18 protein-coding genes are annotated in these 15501 nt (G+C 35.0%); 5 read left to right on the plus strand and 13 right to left on the minus strand.

Going from position 1 to position 15501, the window contains the following annotated elements:
* Positions 1 to 14: 14 nt before the first annotated feature.
* The 13 genes from ACYQ3P_RS03760 to ACYQ3P_RS03820 form a co-directional block, all read right to left on the minus strand.
* Complete coding sequence (locus ACYQ3P_RS03760) at positions 15 to 764, minus strand: dihydroorotate dehydrogenase electron transfer subunit (protein WP_460176614.1); 750 nt, start codon at positions 762 to 764, stop codon at positions 15 to 17.
* On the minus strand, positions 757 to 1230 hold the full coding sequence (greA, locus tag ACYQ3P_RS03765) for a transcription elongation factor GreA (protein ID WP_460176615.1): 474 nt from the start codon (positions 1228 to 1230) through the stop codon (positions 757 to 759). The genes ACYQ3P_RS03760 and greA overlap by 8 nt, the downstream gene beginning before the upstream one ends.
* A gap of 550 nt (positions 1231 to 1780) precedes the next feature.
* Positions 1781 to 2635, minus strand: a complete 855-nt coding sequence (locus ACYQ3P_RS03770; RefSeq protein ID WP_460176616.1) for an ATP-binding protein — start codon at positions 2633 to 2635, stop codon at positions 1781 to 1783.
* Positions 2632 to 3462: a P-loop NTPase gene (locus tag ACYQ3P_RS03775; RefSeq protein ID WP_460176617.1), complete on the minus strand. Its 831-nt coding sequence runs from the start codon at positions 3460 to 3462 to the stop codon at positions 2632 to 2634. Before ACYQ3P_RS03775 ends, ACYQ3P_RS03770 begins: the two co-directional genes overlap by 4 nt.
* Complete coding sequence (locus tag ACYQ3P_RS03780) at positions 3459 to 4109, minus strand: class I SAM-dependent methyltransferase (RefSeq protein WP_460176618.1); 651 nt, start codon at positions 4107 to 4109, stop codon at positions 3459 to 3461. Before ACYQ3P_RS03780 ends, ACYQ3P_RS03775 begins: the two co-directional genes overlap by 4 nt.
* Positions 4099 to 4830 carry an MBL fold metallo-hydrolase gene (locus ACYQ3P_RS03785; protein ID WP_460176619.1) on the minus strand — a complete coding sequence of 244 codons (732 nt, stop codon included), beginning with the start codon at positions 4828 to 4830 and terminating at the stop codon, positions 4099 to 4101. The genes ACYQ3P_RS03780 and ACYQ3P_RS03785 overlap by 11 nt, the downstream gene beginning before the upstream one ends.
* Positions 4831 to 4832: 2 nt before the next feature.
* Entirely contained in the window at positions 4833 to 5675 is an 843-nt protein-coding gene (locus tag ACYQ3P_RS03790; protein WP_460176620.1) for a P-loop NTPase, read from the minus strand.
* Positions 5676 to 5688: 13 nt separating this feature from the next.
* The gene (locus ACYQ3P_RS03795; RefSeq protein ID WP_460176621.1) at positions 5689 to 6000 is read right to left on the minus strand and encodes a NifB/NifX family molybdenum-iron cluster-binding protein; all 312 of its coding nucleotides are present in this window, start codon (positions 5998 to 6000) and stop codon (positions 5689 to 5691) included.
* A 15-nt stretch (positions 6001 to 6015) separates the two neighbouring features.
* The gene (locus ACYQ3P_RS03800) at positions 6016 to 6387 is read right to left on the minus strand and encodes a NifB/NifX family molybdenum-iron cluster-binding protein (RefSeq protein ID WP_460176622.1); all 372 of its coding nucleotides are present in this window, start codon (positions 6385 to 6387) and stop codon (positions 6016 to 6018) included.
* 9 nt (positions 6388 to 6396) lie between these two features.
* A complete protein-coding gene (locus ACYQ3P_RS03805) occupies positions 6397 to 6774 on the minus strand; it encodes a CGGC domain-containing protein (RefSeq protein WP_460176623.1) in 378 nt (125 codons plus the stop codon).
* Between the two features lie 42 nt (positions 6775 to 6816).
* Complete coding sequence (locus ACYQ3P_RS03810) at positions 6817 to 7104, minus strand: DUF5320 domain-containing protein (protein ID WP_460176624.1); 288 nt, start codon at positions 7102 to 7104, stop codon at positions 6817 to 6819.
* A gap of 136 nt (positions 7105 to 7240) precedes the next feature.
* On the minus strand, positions 7241 to 7912 hold the full coding sequence (locus ACYQ3P_RS03815) for a sulfite exporter TauE/SafE family protein (protein ID WP_460176625.1): 672 nt from the start codon (positions 7910 to 7912) through the stop codon (positions 7241 to 7243).
* Positions 7913 to 8054: 142 nt separating this feature from the next.
* A complete protein-coding gene (locus ACYQ3P_RS03820; RefSeq protein ID WP_460176626.1) occupies positions 8055 to 8651 on the minus strand; it encodes a hypothetical protein in 597 nt (198 codons plus the stop codon).
* Between the two features lie 763 nt (positions 8652 to 9414).
* Between ACYQ3P_RS03820 and ACYQ3P_RS03825 the strand changes: the two genes are divergently transcribed.
* From ACYQ3P_RS03825 to ACYQ3P_RS03845, 5 genes are read left to right on the plus strand one after another with little or no spacing between them, the layout of a single operon-like run.
* A complete protein-coding gene (locus tag ACYQ3P_RS03825) occupies positions 9415 to 10122 on the plus strand; it encodes a tetratricopeptide repeat protein (protein ID WP_460176627.1) in 708 nt (235 codons plus the stop codon).
* 2 nt (positions 10123 to 10124) lie between these two features.
* Entirely contained in the window at positions 10125 to 11681 is a 1557-nt protein-coding gene (gene murJ / locus ACYQ3P_RS03830) for a murein biosynthesis integral membrane protein MurJ (protein WP_460176628.1), read from the plus strand.
* Entirely contained in the window at positions 11678 to 12307 is a 630-nt protein-coding gene (locus ACYQ3P_RS03835) for an MBL fold metallo-hydrolase (protein WP_460176629.1), read from the plus strand. Before murJ ends, ACYQ3P_RS03835 begins: the two co-directional genes overlap by 4 nt.
* Complete coding sequence (phnD, locus tag ACYQ3P_RS03840) at positions 12294 to 13937, plus strand: phosphate/phosphite/phosphonate ABC transporter substrate-binding protein (RefSeq protein ID WP_460176630.1); 1644 nt, start codon at positions 12294 to 12296, stop codon at positions 13935 to 13937. The genes ACYQ3P_RS03835 and phnD overlap by 14 nt, the downstream gene beginning before the upstream one ends.
* The gene (locus ACYQ3P_RS03845) at positions 13900 to 15501 is read left to right on the plus strand and encodes an ATP-binding protein (protein ID WP_460176631.1); all 1602 of its coding nucleotides are present in this window, start codon (positions 13900 to 13902) and stop codon (positions 15499 to 15501) included. Before phnD ends, ACYQ3P_RS03845 begins: the two co-directional genes overlap by 38 nt.

A 15501-nucleotide genomic window follows, 5' to 3' on the forward strand; every position in this document is an offset into this window, starting at 1 on the left:
TTAATTCACCATCATTAAAAATTCAGCATTCCTAAATCAAAAACAGGTCCATCTGTGCATACTCTCTTCAATCCTTCATCGGTCTCTATAACACATCCAAGGCATGCACCTATTCCACAAGCCATTCTCTCTTCAACAGCCACGTAGCAAGGAATGGATGTATCTTTTAGAATTTTTTTCAACTCTTTAATCATTATCATAGGTCCACATGCATAAACAGGCAAATTGAGCTTTAAACCATGTTCTTTGAAAACTTCAGTCACAACCCCTTGATATCCAAGAGAGCCACATTCAGTTGATATGCAAACTTCCTTTGCCAATTGCAAAAGACTTTCATGGAAAAGCACTTCTTCCTTGTTTCTTACACCGTAGAATAGATATGCCCTTTTTGGAAATTGCTTTATCAAATAGTAAAAAGAAGCTATTCCTATTCCACCAGCTATAACAACAAAATCTCCAGATGGTACAGGATAATTTCTTCCAAGAGGTCCTGTCAGAAAAACTTTTTCACCCTTTTCTGTCTGGCTCAATATGGTTGTCCCTCTGCCCTTGACCCTGTATAAAAACTTTACTGTATTGTCTTCGTAATCAAAAATACTGAACGGTCTTCCCAAAAGAGGGTCAAGTCTTTTATTTAGCCTTAAAACATAGAATTGCCCGGGCTTTGGCTTTTGTGAAGAGGTGGACACTTCAAGGGAGATTAAATAAATATCTCCTGTAAGAGGTTCATTGCTGATTATTTTTGCTTCAGTAAATTTACTCAAAGCGAATTGACACTATTTCGTAATTTAAAGTTCTTGCGGGAACTTTAATTGAAATCTGATCTCCGACTTGCTTACCAATAAGAGCCTTACCAATAGGTGATGTTACAGAGATTTTTCCATTGCTTGCATCTGCTTCATCAGGACCTACAAGATGAAACTCTTTTTCCTCTTCAGTGTCAAGGTCAAAAACTTTAACCTTAGCGCCAAAAGCTACTTTGTCCTGATTAATCTTAGCAGGGTCTATCACATAGGCACGGGCAAGCTTTGCCTGAAGTTCCTGAATTCTACCTTCAATAAAAGACTGTTTCTCCCTTGCTGCATGATACTCTGCATTTTCTGACAAATCACCATGAGCCCTTGCCTCTGCAATGGCTTTTATAACTGCAGGACGCTCAATTTTTATAAGTCTATCAAGTTCTTCCTTAAGCTTTTCATAACCCTCTTGGGTCATCGGAACTCTATCCATTAATATCTGCCTCCTTCAATTCTCCGTTGAGATTTGCTATATTTTTTAATTTAACAGAAAAAAATAATATCCGTAAAGAGTTAATTCAATCCCTTAAATAGTGTTAAAAATCCAATAATTGGTATAACCATTTGAAAATTAAGTATTTTTTGCTGTCCTTGCGAGCATCCGAAGGATGCGAAGCAATCTCATTTCTTATTGAAGGAAAGACGAGATTGCTTCGGGCACTTCGTGCCCTCACGATGACAAAGGAAGGGGTCATTGCGAGCTTGCCGTTTATTTTTTCCGTCATTGCGAGCCTGCCGACAGGCAGGCGTGGCAATCTCGTCTTTTGCCTTTTACGTCTCACGTCTTACGTTATTACATCATATTAGAGACTGCTTCGCCACATCGAGTGGCTCGCAGTGACGAATTGTTGGATTTCTACGCTGTCGCTCTGTAGCACTGTCGCTCTATGGTACTATGATGGCTAGATTGCTTCCTCCTTGCTTCGCATGGAGTCGCAATGACAAGGAATAATTTTTGCAATTACGATAGTGAATCGCACAAATTAGGATAAAATTACTTTATCACACAAATAAGATATTCTCTGAGCAATTTCATCATTTGAAAAAATAAGAAAAGGCGTGTTTGTCTTTACAGATTTTAAAACTTCCTCTGAAAATGGAATTTTTCCAATCACTTCTATACCTTTTCCTTTAAGCTCTTTCTCTACTGTCATGCTCATTTCAGAATTTAAATCATATTTGTTAATGATTACCTTCAAAGGAATTTGAAAATGATTTGTAAGCTCAATTACTCTACCTAAATCATGAAGTCCTGAAGGACTTGGCTCTGTAACAGCCACTGCTATATCAACTCCTGTCATTGATGCCATTACAGGACATCCTACTCCAGGTGGACCATCAATTATAATGTAGTCAAAACCTCTTTCCTCAGCAATCCTCTTTGCAATCTCCCTAAGCTTTGCAATAAGCTTTCCTGAATTCTCCTGAGCAATTCCAAGTCTTGCATGGATAAATGGCCCATATTTTGTCTCTGAAATAAAATAATGTCCTGCAAGCCTTTCATTAAGAATTATTGCATCCTGAGGACATAAATGCTTACATATTGTACAGCCTTCGCATGAAAGGGAATCAACATTGAAATCTTCATTTATAGCATCAAATTTACAATTCTCTCTACATAAACCACATTCTATACATTTTGTTTTGTCTATTTCTGCAATTTTTCCAGAAAAAAACACATATTTTTCTTTGATCTCTGGATGAAGCAGAAGATGAAGATTTGGTGCATCAACATCGCAGTCAACAATAACTTTGTTTTTAAGTTCAACAGCAAGGCATGATGTAAAAAATGTTTTACCTGTCCCACCTTTTCCACTTATTACAAGTATCTGCTTCATACCATCTCCTTAAGCAACTGATGTAAAACCTCTTTGTAATCAGGAATTGCCTTTACAAGTGGAATACCCTTTGAGTAAGCCACTGCTATTTCTTTTTTAAAAGGAATTTTTAAAATTATGGGAAGGCTATGCTTTTTACAAAAATCCTCAATAACTTCATCATTCTCACTTTTGTTTATTATGACTGCTGATTTAACATTAAGTGCTTTTGTAACTTCATAGGCAAGTTCAAGGTCATGAAGTCCAAATGGAGTTGGCTCAGTAACAAGTATGCATACATCTGAGCCTTTTATTGCTGCTACAGCCGGACAAGAAGTTCCGGGAGGAGCATCAATTATTGCAATTTTATCTTTTTTTATAAAACGCTTTGCCTTCTCAATAACCTTTGGAGCTAATACTTCTGAAACATTCAATCTTCCCTCAATAAATTCAACTTCTTCTGCCATTCCAATCCTTATTTTTCCAATTTCTCGTTCAGCCCTTTTCATTGCAGTATGAGGACAAAGCAGAATACATCCTTCACAACCATGACAAAGATGAGGAAATAGCAAAACATCACCTGAGTTGTCAAGATTTAAAACACTTAATGCATTATAAGCGCAAATTTGACTGCAAAGCCCGCAAAAGTTGCATTTTTCTTTATCAACTTCAGGAACTATTGTGTTTACTGAAATTTCTTCCTTAACTATAGGATTTAAAAACAGATGAACATTTGGTTCTTCTACATCACAGTCAATAATTTGAGAATCATCAATGCTTAAAGCAAGTGATACCGCAACAGTTGTTTTACCTGTTCCGCCTTTTCCACTTGCAACTGAGATTATCATTTTACAAGCTCTATACAAAGAAATCCAAAATTTGAAATTTGTGTGTCATTGTTTAGTTCAAAGGCATCTTCAATTTGATGGTACTCAGGAGTTGAATACTTAAGTGTTCCAAAAATCTTTTTTATTTTAAAGCCTGATTCATATGTTATTTTTTTGAATTCCTGAAAATCATAAAATTTTGCAACACTGTAAAAAGGATGCCCCTGCGTTTTCTTTTCTTCATAAAATTTTCCCCATAAAGAATCTCTAAAAACTGCTCCAATTATGAATTTTCCATCTTTTTTTAACACCCTGTATGTCTCCTTCAGCGCTTTTAAAGGATTTTTAAGAAAACATATAGTAACAATCATCATAACACAAGAGAAAATCTCACTTTTAAATGGAAGAGCCTCAGCATTTGCCTGAATTACTGGAATCTCTCGCTTTTTTGCTATTTTAAGAGGCTGAAAAGAAATATCTACACCAACTATATTTTTTGATAAAATAGCAAATCTTCCTGTGCCTACACCTACTTCAAGTGCCTTCCCTTCACAACCATTTAGTAATTTCTTTACACATTTTATTTCATTTTCATAAAGTATTTTGCCTTCTCCATCATACCAAACATCATACTTATCTGCATACTCATCAAATGGGCTAATACTCACATGAGCCTCCAATATTAATCCGAGTTCCTACTCCTGCTTCAATAAATCCTGATGTAAAGGCTTTTTTAAACAACTCTCTTGCAAGGTCTCCTGTGCAATGGGAAGGTGCAATATACTTTATGCCTTCTTTTTTTAGAAAATCAATGATATTCAAAATTTCGGATTCAGTTTTGTTTTTTAAATGAAGTCCACCAATTAGAGCAAAAACATCGTCATCAATTATTTCATGAACTCTTTTGAAAATATTTTCAATTCCTGCATAGGCGCATCCTGTAGCAATTACCAATCCTCCTCCTGTATCCACAACAAGGGAAATCTCTTTGATATCAGACCCAAGCTCTCCTGTTAAATAAACTCCATGCATAATTTCAACAGGCTCTTCTCCAACACTCACAATATTAACACCCTTTAATTCTTCATCCTTTAGTAATGCCTCTACAAAGGACTTTCCTGCATATACTGTTACATTATCCTTTAACTTTAAAATCCCTTTTAATCCACCTGTGTGGTCTTTATGAGAATGAGACAAAACAACCCTTGAGATTTTTGAAGGTTCTATTTTGGCATGGTTTAAATTTTTTAGCAAAATATCAGAATCTCCGCCTGTATCAAATAAAATTCCACCATGTCCCTTTTTTATAAAACAGCTGTATCCAAAGCCAGTGTGGAATTTTGACTCACCAGCGTAGTTATCAAATAAAATCTGTATGTCAATAATCATTCTTAAACCTTTAATTTATCAATAATTTTTTTAATGATTTCATTGAATGCCTGTGCTGGTTTGCTTTCAGGATAATTTATCATTACAGGTTTTCCATCGTCTCCAGCTTGAACTATCTTTGGGTCAATTGGGATTTTTCCCAAAAATGGAACTTTATACTGTTCTGCAACTTTTTCACCTCCACCAGATTTGAATATTTCAACGGTATTTCCACAGTGAGGACATACAAATCCACTCATGTTTTCAATTATACCCAAAACAGGAATAGAACCTTCCTTACAAAATCTTAGACTTCTTCTAACATCAGCCAAAGCAACATCCTGTGGTGTTGCAACAATTACTGCTCCATCTACTTGGTCAAGAAGCTGAATTATTGATATTATCTCATCTCCTGTACCTGGAGGTGAATCAACAACAAGATAATCAAGTTCACCCCAGCGAACATCACTTAAAAACTGCTCAATCATCCTGTGTTTTATAGGTCCTCTCCAAACAACTGGTGTATCTTTTTCTTGAAGGAAAAAACCTATTGAAATTACATTTAAATTGTCATAAACCTTTAAAGGGAAAATTCCCAAATCAGTTATCATTGGAGGCATTCCTTCAAGTCCTAACATATTCGGAATATTCGGTCCATGAATATCAATATCCAGAAGACCTGTTTTATAACCTTTTGTTGCAAGACCTACTGCCAAATTTGTAGAGACAGTGCTTTTTCCAACTCCGCCTTTTCCAGATAAAACAAGAATTTTCTTCTTAATTGCTGATACTGTTGCCTTTAGGGCAACATCTTTTTTTACAGCTTCTCTTTCATCGCAAGTGCATTTCTGTTTTTCCTCTGCCACTTTAACCCCTCCTCTATTTGTTTTTGATTTCTTTTATTGCATCAACAACTTTACCAGTCTTATTTATGACCTTAATTTTTGCTGAATTTATTATTTGTTCAGCATTAGGACCAAGTTTTCCAGTGATGAGAAGCTCTGGTTTCTTTGAAACAACCATCTGAGCAGCCTGAATACCAGCTCCTCCGGATGCTTCTTTCCACGGATTTTCAACTACTTCATAATTCATTGTATCAGTATCAATAAAAATAAAACAGTTGCAACGCCCAAATCTTGGGTCAATATTAGACTCTAAATCTTTTACTTCTGCTGTTATACAAACTTTCATAACTCCTTCCCTATTTTAATGTTTACAACCCGCATGCCCATGTTCACCATGCTCACATAGGCTTTCACCAGAACTTAAAGTACCTTTTAAAAATTTATCAATTATCTCCTCAACATTTCCAGTAATCCCAACAATAACCCTAATACCTGAAGCCTGAAGATTCATTATAGCATTAGGACCCATTCCACCTGCAATTACACAATCTGCTCCTTGTTTTCTTAAAAACATAGGGACAGCACCCGGTTGATGGGCTTTATATCCGGGATTTTCAACAAACTGTTTATTTATAACTTTCCCGTCACTGTCAATATCTACAATTATAAACCCCGGACATCTTCCAAAATGTTGAGCCACCTGACCATTCTCTGTTGCTATTGCTAATCTCATTTTTCCCTCCTAACTGCCAAAAATTTTTGGTGGTGCATATGGATGTGTGCCTTCAATAACTTCTACTCCTGCTTTTTCCTTGACTGCTGCTATTATGTCATCTTTTCTCTTACAGAACTTCATGATACATGTTCCAACATGAATTACATCAACATTTTCTTTAAGAGCTGAAAGATGCATTTTTAATAAAGCAAGACTGCATACTACCCTGTTTTTCTGACCTTCACATCCTCCGCAATCCATAATTCCAACTATTGCTACATCCTCTCCTTTATACCTTTCAAATTCTCCTTCCTTGCGAGAAAAAGCAACTAAGCACTTTGCATCTCCGGGACATAAATTTTGTTCACCAATCATTTTGCATTTTAAAATTCCTACTCTTTTCATCTTATACCTCCTAAAAAATTAACCGGAGGCTTTTCCTCCGGCTTATTCAGTTTTTTTCTCAAGTTGACTTAATCTCTTCTGTATAGCATCAAGCTCCTGTCTCAAAAGTTCAGCCTCTCTTTTCAGAATCTCTTCTTCTTTAACTCCTCCGAAAAAGGGCAAATCCGCAAGCCATCTCCAGCCTCTTCCAAAACCTCCAAAAAATCTTGCACACCATCTTCTCTTCCTACCCAATCCGAATCCTGTTTGAGCAGAACCTCCACAATAACCCCATCCTCTGCCTGTTCTTGGACCCATTCCAAAAGGTCCTGTTCTGTCACCCCAAGGCATTTTATCACCTCCTTTTGTTTTAACTGTTTTATGTTAATGAAAATCATTCTCATTTGTCAAGAAAAAAATTTTTTATTTAAGCAAAGTGAAAATTTTGTATGCTGTTACAACAAGAATCAAAATTGCAAATATCTGTTTAACTCTCACGCTTGGAACAAAAAGGCTTGTTGTTCTCGCTCCTAAAAAAAAAGATAGCTCCTGTTATGACTAACGCTAAAGTTAAATTAATATTCCACTGAGATGTGGAAAGATGCGGAAGTAGCGCAGAAAATGAAGGAGGCGTTACTGCAAAGGCGTTAATCCCTGCAGCTTTCTTAGTCTCAAATCCAACAATAATGAGAGTTGGCATAAGCAAAAAACCCGGTCCTACTCCAAGAAAGCCTGATAAAACAGATATTGGAACTGCTAAAATTAATGCAAGTTTGAAGTTTTCCTGTTCATTTGAGCTTTTTATAGGCTTAAATAATCTGTAGGCAAGATAAATGACTGCTACAAAATAAATAATCCAAACATAGGCTTGGTCAACAAACTGAACAATATAAGCTCCAACTGGTGCTGAAGCAGTTGTGACCAATGAGAGTAAAATCGCTTTTTTCCAATCAACAAATCCGCTTTTTGCAAATCCAAATGTTGAAAGCAGAGCAGTTACTCCATTCAGGAGAAGACTTAAAGGCTGAACTTGATGAACAAGGTCATTCATAAAAAGTCCTAAAAAAGGAATTGCAGAAAAAGCAACACCAAGACCAAGCATTCCTGAGATAAAGGAAAGTATAGCAATACCAATAACTATGATAATGCCTTCTTGCATAGAAAAAATTTTATGAAATCATAATATTATCTATCAATGATTTTAGATTGCAGCTCTTTCAAATATTAAAAATTTTATGCATTACTAAAAAATAGAAATTGATGAAATTTTGACTTTCCAAGTTTTTATACCCATCTATGATTTATTTTGCGAAATGCTTCAAAAGAAGAACAACAGTTCCTGAAATTAAAGCAAAGGACAGATAGAGCATAAAAAGACGAGTTGTAAGATTTCCATGTTTGATAACATAAGATAATTCAAATTTCAAAGGATTCATTTTGACTGCTTTTGAAAGAATTCTGTCAATTTCTCTCATAATTTCAGGAGGGTAAAAGGGATTAAAGTGCTTATCTTTTATATAAATAATAAATATATTTCCGCCAGCAAGAAGTTTTCCTGAATAAACAAGCTCAGAAGGTTTTCCTTTCCAAATTTTTCCATTGTAGTCTCTAAGATAAACCATCTCTCCGTCAAATCCTAATCGGTTTTCCATAATTTTGTATGTATTTATTAACTGAGCTATATAGAGTATCCATATGGGAGAAAATATTCCAATCAAAAGCTTATCTTCAGGTTGTAAATTTTCATAATACAAAACTGTAAAGGTAAATAAAATTGCAAAAGAGAGCATGATGCAGGCGATGACAATTCCAAATCTCATTTTTCTTATCTTATCTGCATCAGGTTCAAACCAACGAACATTTGAATAAAACTCTTTGCCTAAATATTCACTTTTCATTCTATCTTCTCATACATATTTTATGCAGCAGTTTATGACTGTTTTTAAAATATTATAGCAAATTCTTTTTTGACCTAAAAATGGCGATAGAAATCTAAAAATTAATAAGACTTTGAAAAGTAGACATTTTTACTGTCATTGCGAGCAACCTGAGTGCTGCGAGGCAATCTCGCCTTTCTATCTATGGAGAAAAAAGAGATTGCTTCGGGCACTTCGTGCCCTCGCAATGACGAGGAGAGAGAATACATCGCAATGACGAAGAGAGGAAATACATAGCAATGCCGAGTAGAGAGAATAAATAGCAATGCCAGAGAGAAAGTACATCGCAATGACGAGAGGGGAAAGTACATAGCAATGACGAGTAGGGAGAATATATAGCAATGACGACGAGGGTGCTAATTGAAAACTTCTCCCAATTTTTTGTCACTTCAAGCGTCACCGACTTTTTTGTCATGTTATGTTAGATATATGGAGATTGCGAGATACTTTAGTCCTAAAGCAATCCAGTCTTTTTATGAGATTGCTATGTTTCGTTAGTAATGACAGAAAAGGTGAATGTCTCTCAAAGACGAACAAGGTGGTCATTGCGAGGTATCCATCAGGATGCCGAAGCAATCTCGTTCCTTTACCCATTTACCATCCACCCACCACAAAATAGAGACTGCTTCGCCTAATCGAGCGGCTCGCAGTGACGCATGTCTATCTCTATCTTTGATGTTAGAGATGTCTCTCAACTCTTATGAAAAAGTGTTATAATAGTATTATGCGAAGGGTTTGGATATTGATTATTCTTTTATCCCTCTCAGCCTGCATGTCTGAGGAAAGAATCAGACAGGTCAATGAATCGGATTTTTACAAAGATATTGGTTACGCATATTATATTGAGAGAAATTATCAGCTTGCCTATGCTGAGTTTCACAAGGCACTGCAGGTTGACCCAAACAATAAGGAAGCTTTGCAGGGTCTTGCTCTTGTTTATATGGAGTTTCAGGAATTTGAAAGGGCAAGGGATTTGTTTCTTAAGGCAGTTTCTATTGACAGTGAGTATGCAGATGCTTGGTTTAATCTCGGAGTTTGCTATCAAAGACTAAATCAGCACAGTGATGCTATTCAGGCATTTCAGAAAGCTTTAAGCAATCCCTTGTTTGTAAATCAAGATAAAGCATACTTTGGCGTAGGAATATCATATTACAAACTTGGTAAATACAATGAAGCTAAAGAGGCTTTTGAAAAAGCTTTAACAAGAAATGTTCTTCTTATTCCGGCACATTTTTATCTTTCACTTGCTTATCAAAAATTGGGTCTTTACTCTGAAGCATCAAAGACTTTAAAAAAAGCTGTAAAACTTGACCAAACATATAAAGGAGACATTGAGAAGTTTGAAAAGGATTTAAAAGAATCTTTATCTAATCGTAAAATAGACCTTCCACAAGAAGACATCCTTGACCTGCTTGAAATTTTAAAATATTAAAAATGGCTAAAGGAAAAATAGTCAAAGCTGCAGGAGCAATCTCTTTAGCAACCACCTTCAGCAGAATCTTAGGCTATATAAAAGACATGATTCTTGCAAAATACTTTGGTGCTACAGGTGTAAGTGATGTATTTTTTGTTGCTTTCAGAATACCAAATCTTTTAAGAGAGCTTTTTGCAGAAGGTTCAATGTCCTCAGCAGTTGTGCCTGTGCTTAAGGAGAATCAGGTAAAAAAAGGGCATGAAGAGGCAAAGGAGATTGTAAAGAGTCTTTTCACATTTATCATAATTGTTGTTGGTTTGATTACTATTGCCGGAATAGTTTTCAGTCCATTGATTGTCAAGCTTATTGCTCCCGGTTTTACTGATAATCCTGAAAAATTCAATCTTACAGTGCTTCTTACAAGAGTGATGTTTCCGTTTTTGCTTTTTATAAGTCTTGCATCCCTTGTCATGGGAACTCTTAATACAAACAATATATTTTTTGTTCCAGCCCTTGCTCCATGTTTTTTAAATATTGCAGTGATTGTTTTTGTCGTTGGATTCAGTAGTCTATTTTTTCATCCTATCGTTTCTGTCGCTGTTGGAGTAACAGTTGGAGGGCTTCTTCAATGGCTTGTTCAGATGCCATCTTTTTACAAAGCAGGCTTTGCATTGGGTTTTACAAAACCCCATCCTGCATTGAGAAAGATTATTTTGCTTGTTATTCCCACTATTTTGGCTATGACAGTAAATCAAATAAACATTTTTATAAGCACCATCATTGCAAGCTTTCTTCCAGAAGGAAGTGTTACATATCTTTATTATTCAATGAGGCTAATTCAGCTTCCAATCGGCGTATTTGGAGTTGCAGTTGGAATGGCAGTGCTACCAACACTTTCTCAGCATGTGGCTGAGGGAAATAGAACTCAGCTTATTAAAGATTTATCCTTTGCTTTAAAATTTCTGTTTTTCCTGACTGTGCCTTCAACTATTGGTTTGATGATGCTCAGAGAACCAATTGTAAACACGCTTTTTCAAAGGGGTGTTTTTGACTATTTTGCGACAGTAAACACTGCAGAGGCACTCCTTTTCTATAGCATTGGAATTATTGGTACAGTTGGCTCAAGAACATTTACTGCAACTTTTTATTCCTTTCAAGATACAAAAACTCCTGTAATGTGTGCTACTGCTGGAATGCTTACAAATATTGCATGCTCTTTGGCACTTATGCATTCAATGAAGCACAATGGATTGGCACTTGCTTATTCTTTGGCAGCTACTTTGCAATTTCTGCTTCTTTCAACATTTATAAAAAGGAAAATTCCAGAGTTTTCAATAAAATCCATATCATCATCCTTTGCAAAAAGCCTAATTGCTGCTTTGGTTGGAGTAAGCATTGGAAAAATAGTTTGTGAAATTAAGCCATCTCTTTGGGTTCAGAGTGGAAGTATGCTTCTTAAGTTTATTTGGCTTGGAAGTGCAATATCTATCGCAGCAGTTTCTTATTTTTTGATTTGCTATTTGATGAAACATGAGGTGCTGGGTTATATTTTAAAAAAGATTAGGAGGCAAGGATGAAAATCAAAAAATTTGAAGTTGGTCCACTGCTTGTAAATTGCTATGTTGTTTTTGATGAAAAAAGCAGTGAAGCTTTTGTAGTTGACCCGGGAGATGAGCCTGATTTGATACTTGATTTCATAAAGGAAGAAGGATTAAATCTTAAGTATATTATTTGCACGCATGGACATTTTGACCACATTGGAGCAGTGAAAGAGATAAAAGAGGGAACTGGTGCAAAGATTATACTTCATAAAGCTGACCTTGAAATATATAGAAATTCACCTGAGATAGCGCTTCAGTTTTTTGGCATTGAAATAGAGCCTCAGCCAGAGCCTGACATTTTGCTTGAAAATGATGAAACTTTGCAGATATTTGGCAAAGAATTAAAATTTATTCATACCCCCGGGCATTCTCCTGGAAGTATTTCAGTTTATATTGATGGAGTAATTTTTACAGGAGACACTCTTTTTGCTGGTTCTGTTGGAAGAACAGACCTTGTAGGTGGAAGTATGAATGCATTGCTACAGTCACTTAAAAAAATTGCAAACCTTCCACACAATACAGTTGTATATCCGGGGCATGGACCAAAAACAAAAATAGAGATAGAGCTAAAGACAAATCCTTATTATCATGAAATTGTTTAGAATTTTAATTTTGCTAATTTTGCTATTTACTCTCTCTTGTAGTAAATCATCAGAACAGGAAAAAACTTATCCTCAGGTTCAGGAATTTCAAGGAGAGCCAATTGTAATTGGAGTATTACCAGAGGAATCACCTAAAGTAATTTATGAAAGACTTAATCCACTTAAAAGATTTATTTCTTTAACTCTTCAAAAGCCTGTAAATATTGAGATAGCAAAAGATTTTAAGGATTTAGAAAATAAAATCAGACAACACAAAGTTCATCTTCTCATTGTTGACCCTGCAACATACTGTGAACTTAAATGGAGGATGAAAGATAGAATTTTCCCAATTATTAAACCTGAAGGAGGAATTGCTGAAACGAGAACTGTTTTCGTTACCAAAGAAGGAAGAAATATTGAGAAAATTTTTGATGCCTTAGGAAAAAAGCTTGCATTAGGAGATGAAAAATCCTCATTCAGCTACTTAATACCATTTTCCATGTTGAGGGATTTGGATATTTCATTTAAAGATTTTAAATCCGTTGAACTTCTCGGACAGGAGCAAAGAATTGCTCTTTCAGTTTTAATTGGAGAGCATGACATAGGTGCAATGAGTGAAATTACAGTAAATAAGTATCTTAAAGATGGACTAAAAATTATAAAAGCATCTGAGCCTACACCCAGATTTTTAATCGCCCATACAAATACTTTAAAAAATGAAGATGTTAAAAAAATTAAAGATTCTATTCAAAAAGTAGATGAAACAGTTCGTAAAGCAATGGGAGTGGCAAATTTTGCTTTAGCTGAAGATCGTGATTTTGATTATATAAGGGTTATAATCAGAAATCTTAAAGGAGTTGACTACATTGAATATGGACCTAAAACAATAAAAGTTGCCATTCTTCCACTTTACAGTCCCCTTACTATATATAAAAGATTTGACCCGCTTATGCGATATCTGTCTGCAAAAACTGGCTATGAATTTAAACTTGTTATTCCAAAAAATTTTGAAGAATTTATGGAAATTGTAAGCTCTGGTAAGGTTCATTTCTCTTATCAAAATCCATATATTTTTTCACTGATTTATAGAAAATACCCAATAAGACCTATAGCAATAACAATCGGAGAAGACTGCACAACTGATGAAGGAATATGCGGAGGAGAAAAATTCAGGGGTATAATCATAACAAGGAAAGACAGCAACATAAGCAAAATTGAAGATCTTAAAGGGAAAAAAATAATGATTGTTTCTCCTACTTCCGCAGGTGGATATCTTTCTCAGAAACTTTATTTAGAGAAGAAAGGATTTAATTTACAAAGAGATTTCAAACTAATTGATGCCAAAAGGCAGGAGAAAGTTTTAATAGGCGTTTACAAAGGTGAAGCAGATGCAGGATTTATAAGAGAGTCTGCACTAATTGTATGGTCAGACGAGGTTGACCTTTCAAAAATAAAAATTCTTGACTATGGCGAGTATCTTCCCAATTGGCCCTTTGCTGTCGTTAACAATAAAAATCAAGAGCTAACAGAAAAAGTAAAAAAGCTAATTACATCAGATGAAGTTAAACCGTTATTAAAGAAAGCCAATACAAAGGCTTTTAAAGAGGCAACTGATGAAGATTTTTCAATTCTTAAAAGGCTCAGCGATTAAAAGAATATTGAAACATGTTCAGGGACTAAGTATTGGTTGGAAGACTTTTTTTTCCTTTCTTATACTTTTTTTATTTATGATGCTTTCCATAAATCTGCTTATTTTAAACTATCAAAAGAAATTGTTAAGGCAGCAGATATACACAAACATATCAAACATTCTTGAAAATCTAACAAAGGATATAATAGATAATCTCGTTTTTTTTGATCCTCTTGCTATTGATGAAAAAATCTCATTTGCTACCAGTAATCCCGGAATTGAATATTTAATGATTATAGACCAAAATGGCAGAATAGTAGGGCACACAGATAAAAGCCAGCTTGGGCTTTATGTAAAACCAGATTTCAGCAGATGGCAAAAAACAGACAGAGAAGGAATACTTCATATAAATTTACCAGTAATTTCAGGAGATAACTATTTTGGTATTGTTAGGGCTGGAATATCTGAAAATAAAATAGTTCTGTTCATTGATGAGGCAACAAGGGGACTGAGAAATTATATATACATTCTTAGTGTTTTCTTCTTTTTTCTTACTTTAGTTTTATCATATTTGCTCTCAAAGGTTATTGTAAAGCCTCTTCAGAGACTTAAAAATAAAATGGCAAGCATTCAGACTGACAAACTTGAAATATGTGAAAATCCGACAAATGTTTTATGCAAGGATTTGTTTAAATGCGAAAAAAAAGATTGTCCAGCCTATGGAAAAGAAAGATGTTGGTTTATACAAGAGGCAAAAGAAACCTGCAAAGCATGTCATCATATTGATTGTAAGGATTGTGAGGTATATAGGATTTCTTGCGGAGATGAGATAGGCTATTTAATAGAGACATTCAATGAAATGATATTCAAGTTAAAAAAATCATTGGAAGAGCTTGATAAAACAACCAAAGAAAAACTAAAGCTTGAAAAAACTTCTGCGATGGCTGAAATGGCATTGACAGTTGCACATGAAATAAAAAATCCATTAAATGCAATTAAGGCATCAACTTCTTATTTAAAGTCAAATTTTCAGGGAGAAGTTTTAAAAGAATTCCTTTCAATTATTGAAAGAGAGACAGAAAGACTTAACGAACTCATAACAAGCTTTCTCTCATATGCTCGCCCAGTGCCAATTAAGTATGAAAAGGGAGACATTAATCAAGCCCTAAAGGATGTTATTAAGCTTGTAGAACCCGAAATCAAAGAGGAAAATAAAAATCTTGTTGCTGAATTTGACTCTTCAATTAAGGAGTTTTATTTTGACCATCATCAAATAAAGCAGGCTGTGCTGAATCTTCTCGTAAATGCAGTTGATGCAACTAAAGACGGCGATACAATTTATGTAAAGACTCAGCAGAGTGATGGAAAGGTTAAAATAATAATAAAAGATACTGGCATGGGAATACCAGAAGAGCTTAAGAATAAGATTTTTGAACCGTTTTTTACAACAAAAACAACGGGTTCAGGACTTGGTCTTGCATGTGTTGAGAGAATTATAAATGAGCATGAAGGTAGTATTATATTAAACAGTAAAGTGGGGGAGGGAACAGAATTTATTATTGAGTTACCAATGAAAGGAGCATAG

It is taken from the genome of Thermodesulfovibrio hydrogeniphilus (assembly GCF_054657355.1).